The sequence below is a fragment of the Streptomyces sp. NPDC012827 genome (assembly GCF_042900905.1).
Taxonomy (GTDB): Bacteria; Actinomycetota; Actinomycetes; order Streptomycetales; family Streptomycetaceae; genus Streptomyces; species Streptomyces gulbargensis.
On record NZ_JBIBBY010000006.1, the window covers coordinates 354,767 to 370,100 of the forward strand.

Consider the following 15,334-nt stretch of genomic DNA (forward strand, 5'->3'; position numbering starts at 1 on the left):
GGCGGGCCGCCGTGCCCGGGGCCGGGTCGGGCGGGGGGGCCGGGGCGGCCGGGGCCCCGGGCGGCCGGCCCCCCGGCGGGGGGGGGCGGGCCCGGGGGGGGCGCGCCCCCGCCGCGCGGGACGTCCGCCCGCCCGGCGGCTCGCTGTCCGCCGGCGGCGTCCGCCCGTACGGCCCCGGCGGGCCGCACCGCTCTCCGGCCCGTGCCCGCAGCCGTACGACGGCCCCGCGCACGGGTCTCACACGGCCCGGCCCCGCCGGGCCCCTCCGCAGGAAGGAACAGCATGAGCATCATCGTCGTCAGCGGCACCGGCACCGAGATCGGCAAGACGGTCGTCACGGCGGCCGTCGCCGCCGTCGCGACCGCCGCCGGACGGTCGGTCGCGGTCCTGAAGCCCGCGCAGACCGGGGTCGGCCCGGACGAGCGGGGCGACGCCGACGAGGTCGTACGGCTCTCGGGGGCGGCCGCCTCGGCCGAGCTGGGCCGGTTCCCGGAGCCGCTGGCGCCGGGCACGGCGGCGCTGCGGGCCGGGCTCGCCCCGGTCGGGCCGCGTCAGGTCGCCGAGGCGGCGCGCGCCCTGGCGGCCGAGCACGATCTGGTGCTGGTGGAGGGCGCGGGCGGGCTCCTGGTCCGTTTCGACGAGGAGGGCGGCACGCTCGCCGACGCGGCAGGTCTGCTCGGCGCGCCGGTCCTCGTGGTGACACCGGCGGGTCTCGGGACGCTCAACTCCACGGCCCTGACGGCCGAGGCGCTGCGGGCGCGCGGGATCGACCAGCTCGGCGTGGTGGTCGGCAGCTGGCCGGCCGAGCCCGACCTGGCGGCCCGCTGCAATCTGGTGGATCTCCCGCGGTCGGCCGCCGCCCCGCTGCTCGGGGCCGTGCCGGAGGGCGCGGGGACGCTCGACCCGGCGGCGTTCCGCGCGGCGGCGGGCGGCTGGCTGGCCCCGGCGCTGGGCGGGACGTGGGACGCGGACGCGTTCGCCGCGGCTCATGCTCCGGCGGCTGTGGGCTCCGTACGCTGACCGCATGCGCGCACACGTACAGGAGATCGTCGTCGACTGCGGTGACCCGGCCCGCCTCGTGCGTTTCTGGGCGGGGCTGCTGGGCGGGGAGCCGGTCGACCGGAGTGCCGACTGGTCGTACGTGGATCCGCCCGGGTTCACGCGTCTGGCGTTCCAGCGGGTGCCGGAGGGCAAGTCGGTCAAGAACCGCGTCCACCTGGACGTGGAGGTGGCCGATCCGGTGGCGGCGGCCGAGGAGGTGCTGGCGCTCGGCGCGCGGCGGTCCGGCGGCCTGGTGACGGACGAACAGGGCTCGTTCCAGGTGATGTCCGACCCCGAGGGCAACGAGTTCTGCTTCGTGACGGGATGATCTTGATCCGGGCCAGGAGGTAGGTTCGGAAGGCAGGAGACCGTCAACGAGGGGAACCCGTCGTGGTGTTGCCGTTCCGATTCGCCGTCAACATGCTCAGGGAACCGGACTCCGGTGGCGAGTGGCGGAGCCGCTGCCGCCGGGCCGAGGAGCTGGGCTACGACGTGATCCTGGTGCCCGACCACCTGGGGATGCCGGCGCCGTTCCCCGCCCTGGTGGCGGCGGCCGAGGCCACCACGCGGCCCCGGGTGGGCACCTTCGTCCTCAACGCGGGTTTCTGGAACCCGGCGTTGCTCGCCCGCGAGGTGACGACGACCGCCGCCCTGACCGGGGGCCGCCTCGAACTGGGCCTGGGCACCGGCTACGTACGGGCGGAGCACGAGCGGGCCGGCATCCCCTTCCTGCCCCCGGGCGGCCGGGTGGACCATCTGGCGCGGGTCGCCGGGGAGCTGTCCGGGGCGCTGAAGGGCGGCGCGGGAGCGCCGCCCGTTCCGCTGCTGATCGGCGGCAACGGGGACCGGGTGCTGCGGCTCGCCGCGCGGCACGCCGACGTGACGGCCTTCTCCGGGGGCCGGTTCACCGGTGAGTCGGTGACGGTGCTGACGGCGGAGGAGCTCGGTGACCGGGTCGCGGCGTACCGCGGCTTCGAGGAGGCGGCCGGACGCACCGCCCCGGCGGAGCTGAACCTGCTGATCCAGCGCGTGGCCGTGACGGAGGACCCGGCCGCCTGGGCGGCGGACTTCCACGCCGACGCCCCCTACCTCACGGTGGAGCAGATCCTCCGCCTGCCGATCCTCGCCGTGGGTACGGTGGACGGGATCGCGGAGCGGCTCCTGACGCTCCGGGAGCGGTTCGGCTTCTCGTACTTCACCGTGCTCGACGACGCGATGGAGACGTTCGCCCCGGTGATCGGGCGGCTGCGCGGGCGGTGACGCCGCCGCGGCCGGCGGCCCGTCCTGCTCCGTGGAACGCGGTCGACGCCGGCCGCCCGGCGGTGGTGGGATCTCCCCATGGACGATCTTCGGATACGGGCCGCGGTGGCGGCCGACATCGACGCCGTGCTCGCCTTCTGGAAGGTGGCCGCGGAGGGGACGAGCATCAGCGACGACCACGCCGGGGTGGCGCGGCTCGTCGAGCGGGACCCCGAGGCTCTGCTGCTCGCGGAGCGGGTGGGCGAACCGGCCGGCGGGGCCGGTGACGGGAGTGGGGCACTCGTCGGGACGGTGATCGCCGGCTTCGACGGCTGGCGGTGCCACCTCTACCGGCTCGCCGTCCACCCGGGCCACCGCCGCCGGGGCATCGGCGGCGCCCTGATCGCGGCGGCCGAGGAGCGTTTCGTACGCCTCGGCGGGCGGCGCGTCGACGCGATGGTGCTCGACCGGAACCGGCTCGGCCGGGCGGCGTGGCGGGCTGCGGAGTACGGCGCCGACGAGGAGTGGACCCGCTGGGTGAAGCCGCTGGCCCCGGCGGCCGGCGCGGCGCGGAAGCCGGACGCGCCCTGACCGGTTCTTCGCTTTGCCCGTCCTTTACCCTGGACGGGCAGAATCGATCAACCGATCATCCCGATCGCCCCGACCATCCCGGTCGATTTCCGGTACGACCGAAAGGTGTGAGCGTCCGCCCATGGGCGAGCCTCCCAGTAGCCCCATCCGCGGCCGAGATCGCGCGGTCCACCCCTCCCTGACTGATCATGGGACTCGTCGAGGGACGGAGGTGAAACGATGATCGAGGTCCTGCTGCTGCTCGTGGCGCTGCTGCTCTCCGTCGCCTGTGGTGCCTTCGTCGCCGCCGAGTTCTCGCTGACCACGGTCGAGCGCGGCGAGCTGGAGGCCGCCGCGGGCCGCGGCGAGCGCGGCGCGGCCGGTGCCCTCAAGGCCGTCCGGTCGCTCACCTTCCAGCTCTCCGGGGCTCAGCTCGGCATCACCGTGACCAACCTGATCGTCGGCATGCTGGCCGAGCCGTCGGTCGCCGCGCTGATCCGGGGACCCGCCGAGGCGGTGGGCCTGTCGCCCTCGCTGGCCTCCTCCGTCGCGCTCGTGCTCGGTACGGCCCTGTCCACCGTGGTCCTGATGGTGGTCGGTGAGCTGGTTCCCAAGAACTGGGCGATCTCCTCGCCCCTGGCCGTGGCCAAGGTGGTCGCCACCCCGCAGCGGGTCTTCACGGCCGCCTTCAAGCCGCTGATCAGCCATCTGAACAACACCGCCAACCGGATTCTGCGCCGTCTGGGCATGGAGCCGGCGGAGGAGCTGGCCTCGGCCCGTTCCCCTCAGGAGCTGGTGGCCCTCGCCCGGCACTCCGCCAGGGAAGGGGCCCTGGAGCAGGACACGGCCGAGCTGTTCGTCCGTACCCTCAACCTCTCCGAGCTGACCACCGAGAACGTGATGACGCCCCGCGTGCAGGTCACCGCGCTGGAGGTGCAGGCCACCGTCGAGGACGTCGCCAACGCGACCCGGGCGACCGGCCTGTCCCGCTTCCCCGTCTACCGGGGCAACCTCGACACGGTGGTCGGCATCGCCCACGTCAAGGACGTCCTGGCCATACCGGCCGCGGAGCGTCCGCGCCGCCGGATCGGCGAGATCCTGCGCGAGCCGCTGCTCGTCCCGGAGACGCTGACCGTGGACCGGCTCCTCGACCGGCTGTCGGGCAAGCAGACCATGGCCGTCGTCATCGACGAGTACGGCGGTACGGCCGGGGTCGTGACCCTGGAGGACATCGTCGAGGAGGTCGTCGGCGAGGTGCGCGACGAGCACGACCCGCACGAGACGCCCGACCTGGCGCGGGCGGGCGAGGACGCGGACGGCCGCGAGCTGTGGTCCGCCGACGGGGCCGCCCGTACGGACCAGCTCCGCACGATCGGACTGCGGGTGCCGGACGGGCCGTACGAGACGCTCGCGGGCGTGCTCGCCACCGAGCTGGGCCGGATCCCGGCCGTCGGCGACAGCGTGGAGCTGGCCGGCTGGCAGCTCGACGTGGTGGACGCCTCGGGCCGGCGGGCCGCCCGCGTGCTGCTGCACGCGCCGGTCGCGACCGACGGGGACGAGACCGCGGAGGCGGGCCGATGACCGCGATCCAGTTGCTGATCGGCCTGCTGACGCTGGTCGTCAACGCCTTCTTCGTCGGCGCCGAGTTCGCCCTGATCTCGGTGCGCCGCAGCCAGATCGAGCCGCTGGCCGAGTCCGGCGACCGGCGGGCGCGCAGCGTCATGTGGGGTCTGGAGCACGTCTCGGCGCTGCTCGCCGCGGCCCAGCTCGGCATCACCCTGTGCACCCTGGTCCTGGGCATCGTGGCCGAGCCGGCCATCGCCCACCTGCTCGAACCCCTCTTCGACGCGGTGGGGGTGCCGCACGGCCTGGTGCACCCGATCTCGTTCGTGATCGCCCTCGCGGTGGCCACCTACCTGCACATGCTGCTGGGCGAGATGGTGCCGAAGAACATCGCCCTGGCCGAGCCGACGCGGACGGCGCTGGCACTCGGCCCGCCGCTCGTCGCCCTGGCCCGGGCGCTGCGGCCGGTGATCTTCACGATCAACGCCTTCGCGAACGCGCTCCTGAAGCTGCTGCGGGTGGAGGCGAAGAACGAGGTGACGGCCACCTTCTCGGACGACGAGCTGGCCCGGATGGTCACCGACGCCGGGGACGCGGGACTGCTCGACGACCGGGCCGCCGAGCGCCTGCGCGACGCCCTCGAACTGGGGCGCCGCCCCGTGCGGGACGTGGTCATGCCGGTGACGCGGGTCATGTACGCGCAGGTCGGAACGACTCCGGAGCAGCTGGAGGCACTCTCCGCGCAGTCGGGTTTCTCCCGCTTCCCGGTCGTGGACTCGGGCCGCCGGATCCTCGGCTACCTGCACGTCAAGGACGCCCTGGACATCACGCCGCGCGACCTGCCGTTCCCGGTCTCGGCGCTGCGCCCGATCGCCCGGGTGCGGGCGGCGACACCGCTGGACGACGTCCTGACGGCGATGCGGCGCAGCCGGACCCATCTGGCGGCGGTGCTGGACGAGGACGGCAAGCTGGCCGGCCTCGTGACCATGGAGGACGTGCTGCGCGAACTGGTGGGGCGGCCCGCGGCTCCCTGACGGGTACGCCGGCCGGCGGGTGAGCCGGCGAAGGTGAGGCGGGAGGGTCCCGGGCGCATCGCCCGGGACCCTCCCGCGTGCCGCCGGGCGGTTCCCCGCGACATCCCGCGCATACCGCGCGGTATGATCGCTCCGCCATGGAGATGAATGCCGCATACAACAGTTTTGTCGCCCTGGGCGACAGCTTCACCGAGGGCATGTCCGACCTGCTGCCCGACGGCTCCTACCGGGGCTGGGCCGATGTCCTCGCGAGCCGCCTGGCCGCCCGGAACCCTGACTTCCGGTACGCCAACCTCGCGGTGCGCGGCAAGCTCATCGGACAGATCGTGGCGGAGCAGGTGGACACGGCCGCCGCGATGGAGGCCGACGTGGTGACCCTCGTCGGGGGGCTCAACGACACCCTGCGGCCCAAGGTCGACATGGCACGGGTGCGGGACCTGCTCACCGAGGCGGTGGAACGCCTGGCGCCCACCTGCGGCCGGCTCGTCCTCATGCGCAGCCCCGGCCGCAACGGCCCGGTGATGGAGCGCTTCCGGCCCCGGATGGAGGAGCTCTTCACCCACATCGACACCCTCGCCGCCCGGCACGGCGCCCTGGTGGTCGACCTCTACGGGGAGCCGGTGCTCGGCGACCCCCGGCTGTGGGACGTGGACCGGCTGCACCTGACGGCGGAGGGCCACCGGCGCGTGGCCGAGGCCGTGTGGCAGGCTCTCGGCATGCCGCCCGAGGAGGACTGGCGGGAGCCGCTGCCGCCCATCGGCCGGCCGCGGTGGGCGACCCGCCGGATCGCGGACGCCCGCTTCGCCCGGGAGCACCTGGGGCCCTGGATCGGCCGGCGGCTGACCGGCCGCTCGTCGGGTGACGGACGCGCCCCCAAGCGCCCCGAGCTGCTGCCGTACGAGCCCGGGGGCGTGACCTCCGAGGCGGGGCGGCGGGCCGCCCCGTGAGCTGCGTCTCGTAGCAAGCTCCAGCCCGGACCGTGGCGCTGGCCTGCACAAACCGCCAGTAGAATCAGGACACGTGACTGCTGCCACGGTGAAGCCCCGTATCCCTAACGTCCTGGCCGGCCGCTACGCATCCGCGGAGCTCGCCGTCCTCTGGTCCCCCGAGCAGAAGGTGAAGCTGGAGCGCCGGCTGTGGCTCGCCGTGCTGCGTGCGCAGAAGGACCTCGGGATCGAGGTTCCGGACGCGGCTCTCGCCGACTACGAGCGCGTGCTGGACCAGGTCGACCTGGCCTCCATCGCGGAGCGCGAGAAGGTCACCCGGCACGACGTGAAGGCGCGCATCGAGGAGTTCAACGCCCTCGCCGGTCACGAGCACGTCCACAAGGGCATGACCTCGCGCGACCTCACCGAGAACGTCGAGCAGCTGCAGATCCGGCTCTCCCTGGAGCTGGTGCGGGACCGTACGGTCGCCGTCCTCGCCCGCCTGGGCAAGCTCTCCGCCGAGTACGCGGAGCTCGTCATGGCCGGCCGCTCGCACAACGTCGCCGCGCAGGCCACCACCCTGGGCAAGCGGTTCGCGACCGCCACGGACGAGCTGCTCGTCGCCCACGGCCGCCTCGAGGAGCTCCTCGGCCGGTACCCGCTGCGCGGCATCAAGGGCCCGGTCGGCACCGCGCAGGACATGCTCGACCTGCTCGGCGGGGACGCCTCGAAGCTGGCCGAGCTGGAGAGCCGGATCGCCGGTCACCTCGGTTTCGCCCACGCCTTCACCTCGGTCGGCCAGGTCTACCCGCGCTCGCTCGACTACGACGTGGTCACGGCGCTGGTGCAGCTGGCCGCCGCACCCTCCTCGCTCGCCAAGACGATCCGCCTGATGGCGGGCCACGAGCTGGTCACGGAGGGCTTCAAGCCCGGCCAGGTCGGCTCCTCGGCGATGCCGCACAAGATGAACACCCGCTCCTGCGAGCGCGTGAACGGGCTGATGGTCATCCTGCGCGGGTACGCGTCGATGACCGGCGAGCTGGCCGGTGACCAGTGGAACGAGGGCGACGTGTCCTGCTCGGTGGTCCGCCGCGTGGCGCTGCCGGACGCGTTCTTCGCCCTGGACGGCCTCCTGGAGACCTTCCTCACCGTGCTCGACGAGTTCGGCGCCTTCCCCGCCGTGATCGCCCGTGAGCTCGACCGCTACCTGCCCTTCCTGGCCACCACCAAGGTCCTCATGGGCGCGGTCCGCGCCGGTGTCGGCCGCGAGGTCGCCCACGAGGCGATCAAGGAGCACGCCGTGGCCTCCGCGCTCGCGATGCGCGAGCAGGGTGCCGAGCGCAACGAGCTGCTCGACAAGCTGGCGGCCGACGAGCGCATCCCGCTGGACCGGGCGCAGCTCGACGAGCTGATGGCGGACAAGCTCTCCTTCACGGGCGCCGCGGCCGACCAGGTCGCCTCCGTCGTCGCCCGCGTCGAGGAGATCCTCAAGCAGCACCCCGAGGCCGCCGCCTACACGCCCGGAGCGATCCTCTGACCCGGGCCCCCCGGTTCACCCAGCAGCAGCTGGAGGCCGCTCGCGACCGCGTCGTCCCCGACGTGGTCGCGAGCGGCCTCTCCGTGCTGTTCTGCGGGATCAATCCGGGTCTGATGTCGGCGGCGACGGGCCATCACTTCGCCCGCCCGGGCAACCGCTTCTGGCCGGTGCTCCACCTGTCCGGGTTCACCCCGCGCCTGCTGCGGCCCGACGAGCAGGAGGAACTCCTGTCGTACGGCCTGGGGATCACCAACGTGGTCGCGCGGCCGACCGCGCGCGCCGACGAGCTGAGCCGCGAGGAGTACCGCGAGGGCGGCCGGATCCTGGCGGAGAAGGTGGAGCGGCTGGCGCCGCGCCGGCTGGCGGTGGTCGGGGTCACGGCGTACCGGACGGCGTTCGACGAGCCGAAGGCGGTGATCGGGCCACAGGAGCGGACGTTCGGTGCCACCCGGATCTGGGTGCTGCCGAACCCGAGCGGGCTGAACGCCCACTGGACGACGGCGACGATGGCCGAGGAGTTCGCCCGGCTCCGCGAGGCGGCACGCACGCCGGAGGTCTGACCACACCCCGCGGCGGTCCCGGGGCGGGCCGGCCTCCGTCAGGGCGGGTCGACCGTGGTCACGAGGGCGAGGAGCTGGAAGGGCAGCTCCTTGTCCCACTGGGAGACGCCGAGGCCGACCCAGCGCCCGTCCGCCCGCCACAGCCGCAGGTCCGGGACGTGACAGCTCAGGGTCGCCCACGGCTCCGGTATCTCCTCGCCGTCCATGCTCCGCTCCAGGACGGAGTGGAGGCTCAGCTCGGACGGCGGGCCCCAGCGCGCGGTGAGCAGGACGGAGAGCCCGTCCCGTTCCGCTTCGTACTGGTCCTCGGCGAGCGCGCGGCGCGTGCCGTCGTCGTCCCAGAACTCCTCGCTCGTGGCGAGCTCACCGAGGTGGAAGCCGGGCCCGCTGTCGAGGGGGCCGGATCGCTCCGGGCGGGCCGGGAAGGCGCGGGCGCGGAGCAGGTCGAGGGTCGCCAGGTGCCGTGCCGTGGTCATGGGGCCAGTAAACCGCCCGCCACCGACAGTTGGCGTCCCGTCAGGAGCCGGGGAGGGTGCCCGGCACGCGGGGCCCGGGGCCGCCGGTCGCCGCGTCCCCACCCATTGAGTACCATCCGGCTCAGACGCGCACGAGCTGGGAGGACACACGGTGGGGCGGCTGACCGGCGGGGATCCGTCTCTTCTGCGGCGGATCAACTCCGCGGTGGTGCTCCATGCCCTGCGGGGTGCCGACGCTCCGACCCTGACGGATCTGACCCGGATCACGGGTCTGTCCCGGCCGACGGTCGAAGGGGTCGTCGAGGGCCTGATCGGGAGCGGGCTCGTCGTCGAGGCGGCGCCCGAGGAGGGCGAGGCCCGGCGCCAGGGGCGCCCGGCCCGGAGGTTCCGCTTCCGGGCGGAGGCGGGTCACCTCCTCGGTGTCGAGATCGGCCCCCACCGCGTCGCCGCCCTCCTCTCGGGCCTGGACGGCCGCATCATCGGCGCCGGATCGCGCGAGGTGTCGGAGTCGGCGCCCGAGGACGAGCGGCTGGAGAGGGTCCGGACGGTCGTGGCCGATGTGCTGCGCCGGGCCGGCGTCGCCCGGTCGAACCTGCGGGCCGTGGGCGTCGGCACCCCGGGGATCGTGGAGGCGGACGGCACGGTACGGCTGGGCACGGCGCTGCCCGGCTGGACGGGTCTCGCGCTCGGCGAGCGGCTGCGGCGCTCCTTCCGCTGCCCGGTCATCGTGGAGAACGACGCCAACGCCGCGGCGGTCGCCGAGCACTGGAAGGGCGCCGCGACCGACTCCGACGACATCGTCTTCGTCCTGGCCGGGCTCAGCCCGGGGGCGGGCTCGCTGATCGGCGGCCGGCTGCACCGGGGGTACGGCGGCGCGGCGGGCGAGATCGGCGCGCTGCACCTGCTGGGACGCGAGGTCACGCCGGAACACCTGCTGTCGACCACGGACGAGCCGCTGCACCCGCTGGACGAGCAGGCGGTCGCCGAGGTGTTCGCGCTGGCCCGGCAGGGTGACGTACGGGCGCGGGCGGCGGTGGAACGGTTCATCCAGCGGCTCGTGCACGACGTGGCGGCGCTCGTCCTGGCGCTCGATCCCGAGCTGGTGGTGGTGGGCGGCTGGGCCGCCGGTCTGGACGGGGTGCTCCAGCCGCTGCGGGAGCAGCTGGAGCGGTTCTGTCTGCGTCCGCCCCGGGTGGCGCTGTCCCTGCTCGGGGAGGCGGCGGTGGCCACGGGCGCCCTGCGGCTGGCCCTGGATCATGTCGAGGAGCAGCTGTTCGCCGTCGAGGGAACGGTGACGGCCCGCCGCTGACCGCCCGGAAGGGGCGGCCGGTGGCGGGCCGGACCGGGTCCCTAAGGGCCGGTGGCTCGGGCGTCCCGGTCTCAGGAGGCCATGACCAGGTCGACGGAGTCGCCGAAGGTGAGGCGGCAGGTGTCGGCGCGGTAGGTGGCCACGGAGATCGCGGCCGTACGTCCCCCGGAGAGGTAGCGGGTCGTCACGACGAGCACGGGCGCACCCGGCAGCCGGTCGAGTTCCTTCGCGTCGTCCGCGCGGGCCGAGCCGAGCTCCACGGAGCGGTCCTGCCCGTCCAGGGACAGATGGTGGAGCTCCCGCAGCACCGAACGGGCGCGGGCCGGGCCCGTGGCGTCGATGGCGGTGAGCCGGGGGACGGAGCCCTCGGGGACGTACAGCAGCTCGGCCGCGACCGGCTGGCCGTGGGAGACGCGCAGGCGGCGGACGACGTGCACCCGCTCCTCCGCCTCGGTCTCCAGCGTCCGCGCGACGGCGGGCGGCGGCACGTCGACGGAGGAGTCGAGCGCCTGCCAGCCGTCGTCACCGGCGCCGGGCCACGAGTGCTGCGTGGTGGAGACGTCCACGCCGACGCGCGGCGGGGCGACCGTGGTGCCGACGCCCCGGCGGCGCTGGAGCCGGCCCTCCAGCTCCAGCTGTTCGAGGGCCTGGCGGAGCGTGGCCCGCGCGACGCCGAAGCGCGCCGCCAGCTCCCGTTCGTTGGGCAGGATCTCCCCGACCGCGAACTCGGAGTCGAGCGCTTCCCCGATCACCGTCTTCAGGTGCTGGTACTTGGGCTCCGGCACCGGTTCCAGCTGAGTGGTCCCCACCCTGATCCTCCGCAATCGCCGTGTCCCGCGGCGTCTTTTCCGCGCCCTTGTTTATTAAAGGTTCCTGCACTAACTCTGCGACCATAGGACGCGTCACACCCTTGGTCAAGACCAATCCTCGGCCCAGGGGGCCCAAATGTGACCCTCTGACCTGGATCGTTCACAGGACGTTCGCGCCCCGGCAGGCCGCGCGCAGCGCTCCGCCCCGTCTCCGTGCGCGGAGACGGGGCGGGGCGGAGCGGCCGGCCGGAGGGGTCAGAGGCCGGCGAGGCCGCCCAGCTTGTCGGGGTTGCGGAGCAGGTAGACGCGGTGGACGCGTCCGTCGAGCACCTCCAGCTGCATCACGGAGTCGGGCCGTCCGTCCACCAGGGTGACGACGGCCGGGGCGCCGTTGATCTCGGCGAAGCGGTGGACGTGCGTGGTCCGCACCGGCGGGGCCACGGCGGCGAGGAAGCGGCCGACCTTGTCGGCGCTCTCGATGATCCGCAGCGGCGCCTTGGCCTTGCCGCCGCTGTCGCCGACCAGCCGGGCGTCCGGGGCGAGCAGTGCGAGCAGCTCGCCCAGGTCGCCACCGGACGCGGCCGCGAGGAACCGTTCGGTGAGTTCCCTGCGCTCGGCCGGGTCGACGTCGTACCGCGGTCTGCCCTCGTCGACGTGGCGCCGGGCGCGGCCGGCGAGCTGCCGGACGGCCGGCTCGCCGCGGTCCAGGACGGCGGCGATCTCCGCGTACGGGAAGCCGAAGGCCTCGCGCAGCACGAAGACGGCGCGCTCCAGCGGCGAGAGGGACTCCAGGACGACGAGGACGGCGAGCGAGACGGAGTCCACGAGGAGGGCGCGCTCGGCGGTGTCGGGCGCGGCCGGGCCGAAGTCGGTGAGGACCGGCTCCGGGAGCCAGGGGCCGACGTAGGACTCGCGGCGGGCCTGCGCCTGGCGGAGGCGGTCGAGGGCGAGCCGGGTGGTGACGCGTACGAGGAAGGCGCGGGGCTCGCGGACGTCGGAGCGGTCGCCGGAGGTCCAGCGCAGCCACGCCTCCTGCACGACGTCCTCGGCGTCGGCGGCGCGGCCGAGCATCCGGTAGGCGACGCCGAGCAGCATGGCGCGGTGCTCCTCGAACAGGGCGGTCAGCGCGTCGGTGCCGTCACCGTCCGCGCCCGGCCGGATCCGGGGAGCGGTGCGGGGCGTGGCACCGGTGGCGGTCTCCGGGGCGGTCCCGGGCTCCGCCTCCGTGGCCGCGGCGGGCGCCGTCTCGGTGGCGGTCTCGGTATCGGTGGGGATGTCGGTGGGCACCCGGCCATCCCAGCCGACGGGAGTCCCGCTGTCCAGTTCGGGCGGGGCTCGAACGGCCCCGCCACCGGGGCCCGGTGCTGGGGCGGGGAGGAGACGGGCGTGTCGGGCGCCTCTCCCCCGCCGGTCCTCGACAGGGGAGGGCGGTGGTACGCCTCCACCGCCCTCCCCCCTGCCCGTGCCGGCGGAGCGCGGTGCGCCCGGCCGCGGCCGCCGTTCAGCCGAGGTGGTCGTGGCCGGGACGCCCGCCCCGTGTGGCGCCACCGGCCTTCACCAGACGCTGGTCGCGGGCCGGACCGTGCGCGTCCGGCGCACCCGGGACCGGCGCCTGCGGTGCCGTCAGGGTGTGGGCGCCCCGCCGGCGCTCCCCCGCCCCCGGCTCGGCCGGCTGCTCGGCCGCGGGGTCGTGCGGGGGAACGAGGGCCCCGCTCCCGTCGCCCGCGACGTCCTGGGCGGCGGGCGTGGGGCCGGAGGCGCGCCGGCGGGTGAACAGACCCGTGCCGAGGGCCGCCCCGGCCCCCACGAGGAGGGCGCCGGCCGCCTGCGGCAGGCCGAAGGCGGCCGTACCGACGAGGGCGGCGCTCAGCGCGGCGGCCACCGGGATCGCCCCGGTGTAGAGCGTGGCCCGCTCCACCCCGATCCGCTGCACGCCCATGTAGAAGAGGACGAACCCGACGACCGTGGCCAGGGCCGCCTGCCAGACCAGCGCGCCCGCCTCCACGGCCGTCGGCATCCGCAGGACGTCCGTCCCGTCCACGGCGAGCCCCAGGAGCGCCGACTCGGCCGCCCCGATCCCGCAGACCACGGCCGTCAGGAGCTTGGGCCCGAGGACCCGGAGCACGGGTACGGCGAGCACGGTGAAGCCGACCTCGCCGGCGAGGGCCGCCACCGAGTAACCGATGCCCGCCAGGTCCGTACGCCCCCAGCCCTGCACGGCGAGCGCCCCGGCGGCGACGAGCAGGGCCCCGTACAGGACGGCGCGCGCGGGCCTGCGGCCCTCGGCGAGGGGCACGAGGACCGCGACGACGACGGGGGCGCAGCCGACGAGGACGCCGGGGACGGCCGGTTCGGCGGTCCGCTCGGCGGCCAGGACCGCGAGGTTGAAGCCGACCATGCCCACGGCCGCGAGCGCGGCGAGCCGCACCCAGTGACGTGCGGTCAGGAGCCGTAGCGGGGCGAGGCCCGGGCGGCCGCCGAGCAGGGGCAGCAGGAGGAGGCAGGCGGCCGCGTAGCGCAGCGCCTGTCCGCCCGCGTACGGGTAGTCGCCGAGCAGGCTGTTGGCGGTGAAGGAGGCGCCGACGAGGGCGTAGGCGAGGGTGACGAGCAGTACCCCGCGCAGGGAGTTGGCGTTCATGGTCCCGACCGTAGGGACGCGCGTGGCCCGGTTTAAGGTCCACTTCCATGACGTCATCGGGGACCACATGGAGTGGACGGGCGGGGCGGGACGAGGCGGAGGCGGGGCCGGGGGGAGGTGAGGGGGGCCCTGTTGAGGGGCCGGAGACCGGAGGGGTGACGGGCGCCGGGCCGTTGGCGGGGCCGGGGTCGGGGGCGGGTGGGCAGCCGGCCTGGGAGCTGCTGCTGCCCGCCGCGGGGGCGCCGGCGCGGCGGCGGGGGCGGGCGCTCCAGGAGGCGCTGCGCGAGGCGGTGCGCTCGGGCCGGCTCGCCGCCGGGACCCGGCTGCCGTCGTCCCGTGAGCTCGCGGCCGACCTCGGGGTGTCGCGGGGCCTGGTCACCGAGGCGTACGAGCAGCTGACCGCCGAGGGTTATCTCCGCAGTGACCGCGGGTCGGGGACGTGGGTGGGCGGCGCCGCCCGGGCGGCCGTCAGGGGCGCCCGTGACCTGGCTCCGCGCGCCCCCGGCGTACGGGTGGACTTCCGGCCCGGGACTCCGGATCTCTCGCTCTTCCCGAGGTCCGCGTGGGCGGCGGCGCAGCGGACCGTTCTCGCGCGGACCCCGCACAGCACGCTCGGCTACCCGGACCCGCGCGGGCTGCCCGAACTGCGGGAGGCGCTGGCGGCGTTGCTGACACGGCGGCGGGGGGTGGTGGCCGATCCCGAGCGGCTGATGGTCTGTTCGGGGGTCGCCCAGGCCTCGACGCTCATGGGGTTCGTGCTGCGGGGGCGGGGGGTGCGGACGGTGGGGATCGAGGACCCGGGCAGCCCGGAGCACGGGCGGCTGTTCGCGTCGACCGGCCTCGGGACGGTGTGGCTGCCGCTGGACGGGGAGGGACTGCGGCCCGGCCCGCTCGCCGCCTCCGGGGTGGGGGCGGTGGTCGTGACGCCCTCGCACCAGTTCCCGTCCGGCATCGCCTGGTCCGCGGGCCGCCGGGCCGCGCTTCTCGACTGGGCGCGGAAGGCCGACGGCTACGTGCTGGAGGACGACTACGACGGTGACTTCCGCTACGACCGGGCTCCGGTGGGGGCCCTCCAGGGGCTCGATCCCGAGCGGGTGGCGTACACGGGCTCGGTCAGCAAGTCCCTCGCTCCGGGGCTGCGGCTCGGCTGGATGCTGGTGCCGGAGGCCCTCGTGGACGAGGTCGCGGAGCGCAAGCGGACGATGGACCTCGGCAATCCGGTGCTCGACCAGGCGGTGCTGGCGGAGTTCGTACGGAGCGGCGCCTACGACCGGCACCTGCGCCGCTGCCAGCGCGCCTACCGGGAACGGCGCGACGCGCTGCTCGCCGCGCTCGCGGAGTTCCTGCCGGGGACCGCGGTGTCCGGGATCGCCGCCGGACTGCACGTCATCGCGCGCGTACCGGCGCGTTTCGGCCCGCCGGACGTGTTCCTGGAGCGGGCGGCGGAGGCGGGGGTGGCGCTGCGCGCCCTGGAGGAGTACGGCACGGAGCGTCCCGCGGACGGGGACGTACGGCTGGTGATCGGCTACGCGCACCTGGCTCCGCCGGTCCTCGCGGAGGGAATCCGGCGGGTGGCGGAGGCGGTGCGCGGCGGCGGCACGCGCGCGTGAAGGGCGGTGAGGGCCGGGACCC

At 75.1% G+C, this 15,334-nt stretch carries 15 protein-coding genes; 11 read left to right on the plus strand and 4 right to left on the minus strand.

Going from position 1 to position 15,334, the window contains the following annotated elements:
- Positions 1-282 precede the first annotated feature (282 nt).
- From bioD to mug, 9 genes are all read left to right on the plus strand, one after another.
- Positions 283-1,020 carry a dethiobiotin synthase gene (gene bioD / locus ACFY60_RS16235; protein ID WP_388614457.1) on the plus strand — a complete coding sequence of 246 codons (738 nt, stop codon included), beginning with the start codon at positions 283-285 and terminating at the stop codon, positions 1,018-1,020.
- Positions 1,021-1,024: 4 nt separating this feature from the next.
- Positions 1,025-1,369 carry a VOC family protein gene (locus tag ACFY60_RS16240; RefSeq protein WP_309055593.1) on the plus strand — a complete coding sequence of 115 codons (345 nt, stop codon included), beginning with the start codon at positions 1,025-1,027 and terminating at the stop codon, positions 1,367-1,369.
- 62 nt (positions 1,370-1,431) lie between these two features.
- On the plus strand, positions 1,432-2,301 hold the full coding sequence (locus ACFY60_RS16245; protein ID WP_388614460.1) for a TIGR03621 family F420-dependent LLM class oxidoreductase: 870 nt from the start codon (positions 1,432-1,434) through the stop codon (positions 2,299-2,301).
- A gap of 78 nt (positions 2,302-2,379) precedes the next feature.
- Complete coding sequence (locus ACFY60_RS16250) at positions 2,380-2,871, plus strand: GNAT family N-acetyltransferase (protein WP_388614463.1); 492 nt, start codon at positions 2,380-2,382, stop codon at positions 2,869-2,871.
- Between the two features lie 219 nt (positions 2,872-3,090).
- Positions 3,091-4,431, plus strand: coding sequence for a hemolysin family protein (locus ACFY60_RS16255; protein WP_388614465.1), 1,341 nt, complete (start codon positions 3,091-3,093; stop codon positions 4,429-4,431).
- Positions 4,428-5,447, plus strand: a complete 1,020-nt coding sequence (locus ACFY60_RS16260; protein ID WP_388614468.1) for a hemolysin family protein — start codon at positions 4,428-4,430, stop codon at positions 5,445-5,447. Before ACFY60_RS16255 ends, ACFY60_RS16260 begins: the two co-directional genes overlap by 4 nt.
- Positions 5,448-5,584: 137 nt before the next feature.
- Entirely contained in the window at positions 5,585-6,394 is an 810-nt protein-coding gene (locus ACFY60_RS16265; RefSeq protein WP_388614471.1) for an SGNH/GDSL hydrolase family protein, read from the plus strand.
- A 73-nt stretch (positions 6,395-6,467) separates the two neighbouring features.
- A complete protein-coding gene (gene purB / locus ACFY60_RS16270) occupies positions 6,468-7,910 on the plus strand; it encodes an adenylosuccinate lyase (RefSeq protein ID WP_388614474.1) in 1,443 nt (480 codons plus the stop codon).
- A gap of 62 nt (positions 7,911-7,972) precedes the next feature.
- The gene (gene mug / locus ACFY60_RS16275) at positions 7,973-8,470 is read left to right on the plus strand and encodes a G/U mismatch-specific DNA glycosylase (RefSeq protein WP_388614477.1); all 498 of its coding nucleotides are present in this window, start codon (positions 7,973-7,975) and stop codon (positions 8,468-8,470) included.
- Positions 8,471-8,508: 38 nt separating this feature from the next.
- Here mug and ACFY60_RS16280 read toward each other — a convergent pair whose 3' ends face one another.
- The gene (locus ACFY60_RS16280) at positions 8,509-8,946 is read right to left on the minus strand and encodes a hypothetical protein (protein ID WP_388614480.1); all 438 of its coding nucleotides are present in this window, start codon (positions 8,944-8,946) and stop codon (positions 8,509-8,511) included.
- A gap of 151 nt (positions 8,947-9,097) precedes the next feature.
- Between ACFY60_RS16280 and ACFY60_RS16285 the strand changes: the two genes are divergently transcribed.
- Positions 9,098-10,255: an ROK family transcriptional regulator gene (locus ACFY60_RS16285; RefSeq protein ID WP_388614482.1), complete on the plus strand. Its 1,158-nt coding sequence runs from the start codon at positions 9,098-9,100 to the stop codon at positions 10,253-10,255.
- Between the two features lie 71 nt (positions 10,256-10,326).
- Here the strand turns inward: ACFY60_RS16285 and ACFY60_RS16290 are convergent, their stop codons facing one another.
- From ACFY60_RS16290 to ACFY60_RS16300, 3 genes are all read right to left on the minus strand, one after another.
- The gene (locus tag ACFY60_RS16290) at positions 10,327-11,064 is read right to left on the minus strand and encodes a GntR family transcriptional regulator (protein ID WP_388614485.1); all 738 of its coding nucleotides are present in this window, start codon (positions 11,062-11,064) and stop codon (positions 10,327-10,329) included.
- Positions 11,065-11,319: 255 nt separating this feature from the next.
- Positions 11,320-12,225: an RNA polymerase sigma-70 factor gene (locus ACFY60_RS16295; protein WP_388614734.1), complete on the minus strand. Its 906-nt coding sequence runs from the start codon at positions 12,223-12,225 to the stop codon at positions 11,320-11,322.
- Positions 12,226-12,565: 340 nt separating this feature from the next.
- Complete coding sequence (locus ACFY60_RS16300) at positions 12,566-13,702, minus strand: EamA family transporter (protein ID WP_388614486.1); 1,137 nt, start codon at positions 13,700-13,702, stop codon at positions 12,566-12,568.
- A 155-nt stretch (positions 13,703-13,857) separates the two neighbouring features.
- Between ACFY60_RS16300 and ACFY60_RS16305 the strand changes: the two genes are divergently transcribed.
- Positions 13,858-15,312 carry a PLP-dependent aminotransferase family protein gene (locus ACFY60_RS16305; protein WP_388614489.1) on the plus strand — a complete coding sequence of 485 codons (1,455 nt, stop codon included), beginning with the start codon at positions 13,858-13,860 and terminating at the stop codon, positions 15,310-15,312.
- Positions 15,313-15,334 lie beyond the last annotated feature (22 nt).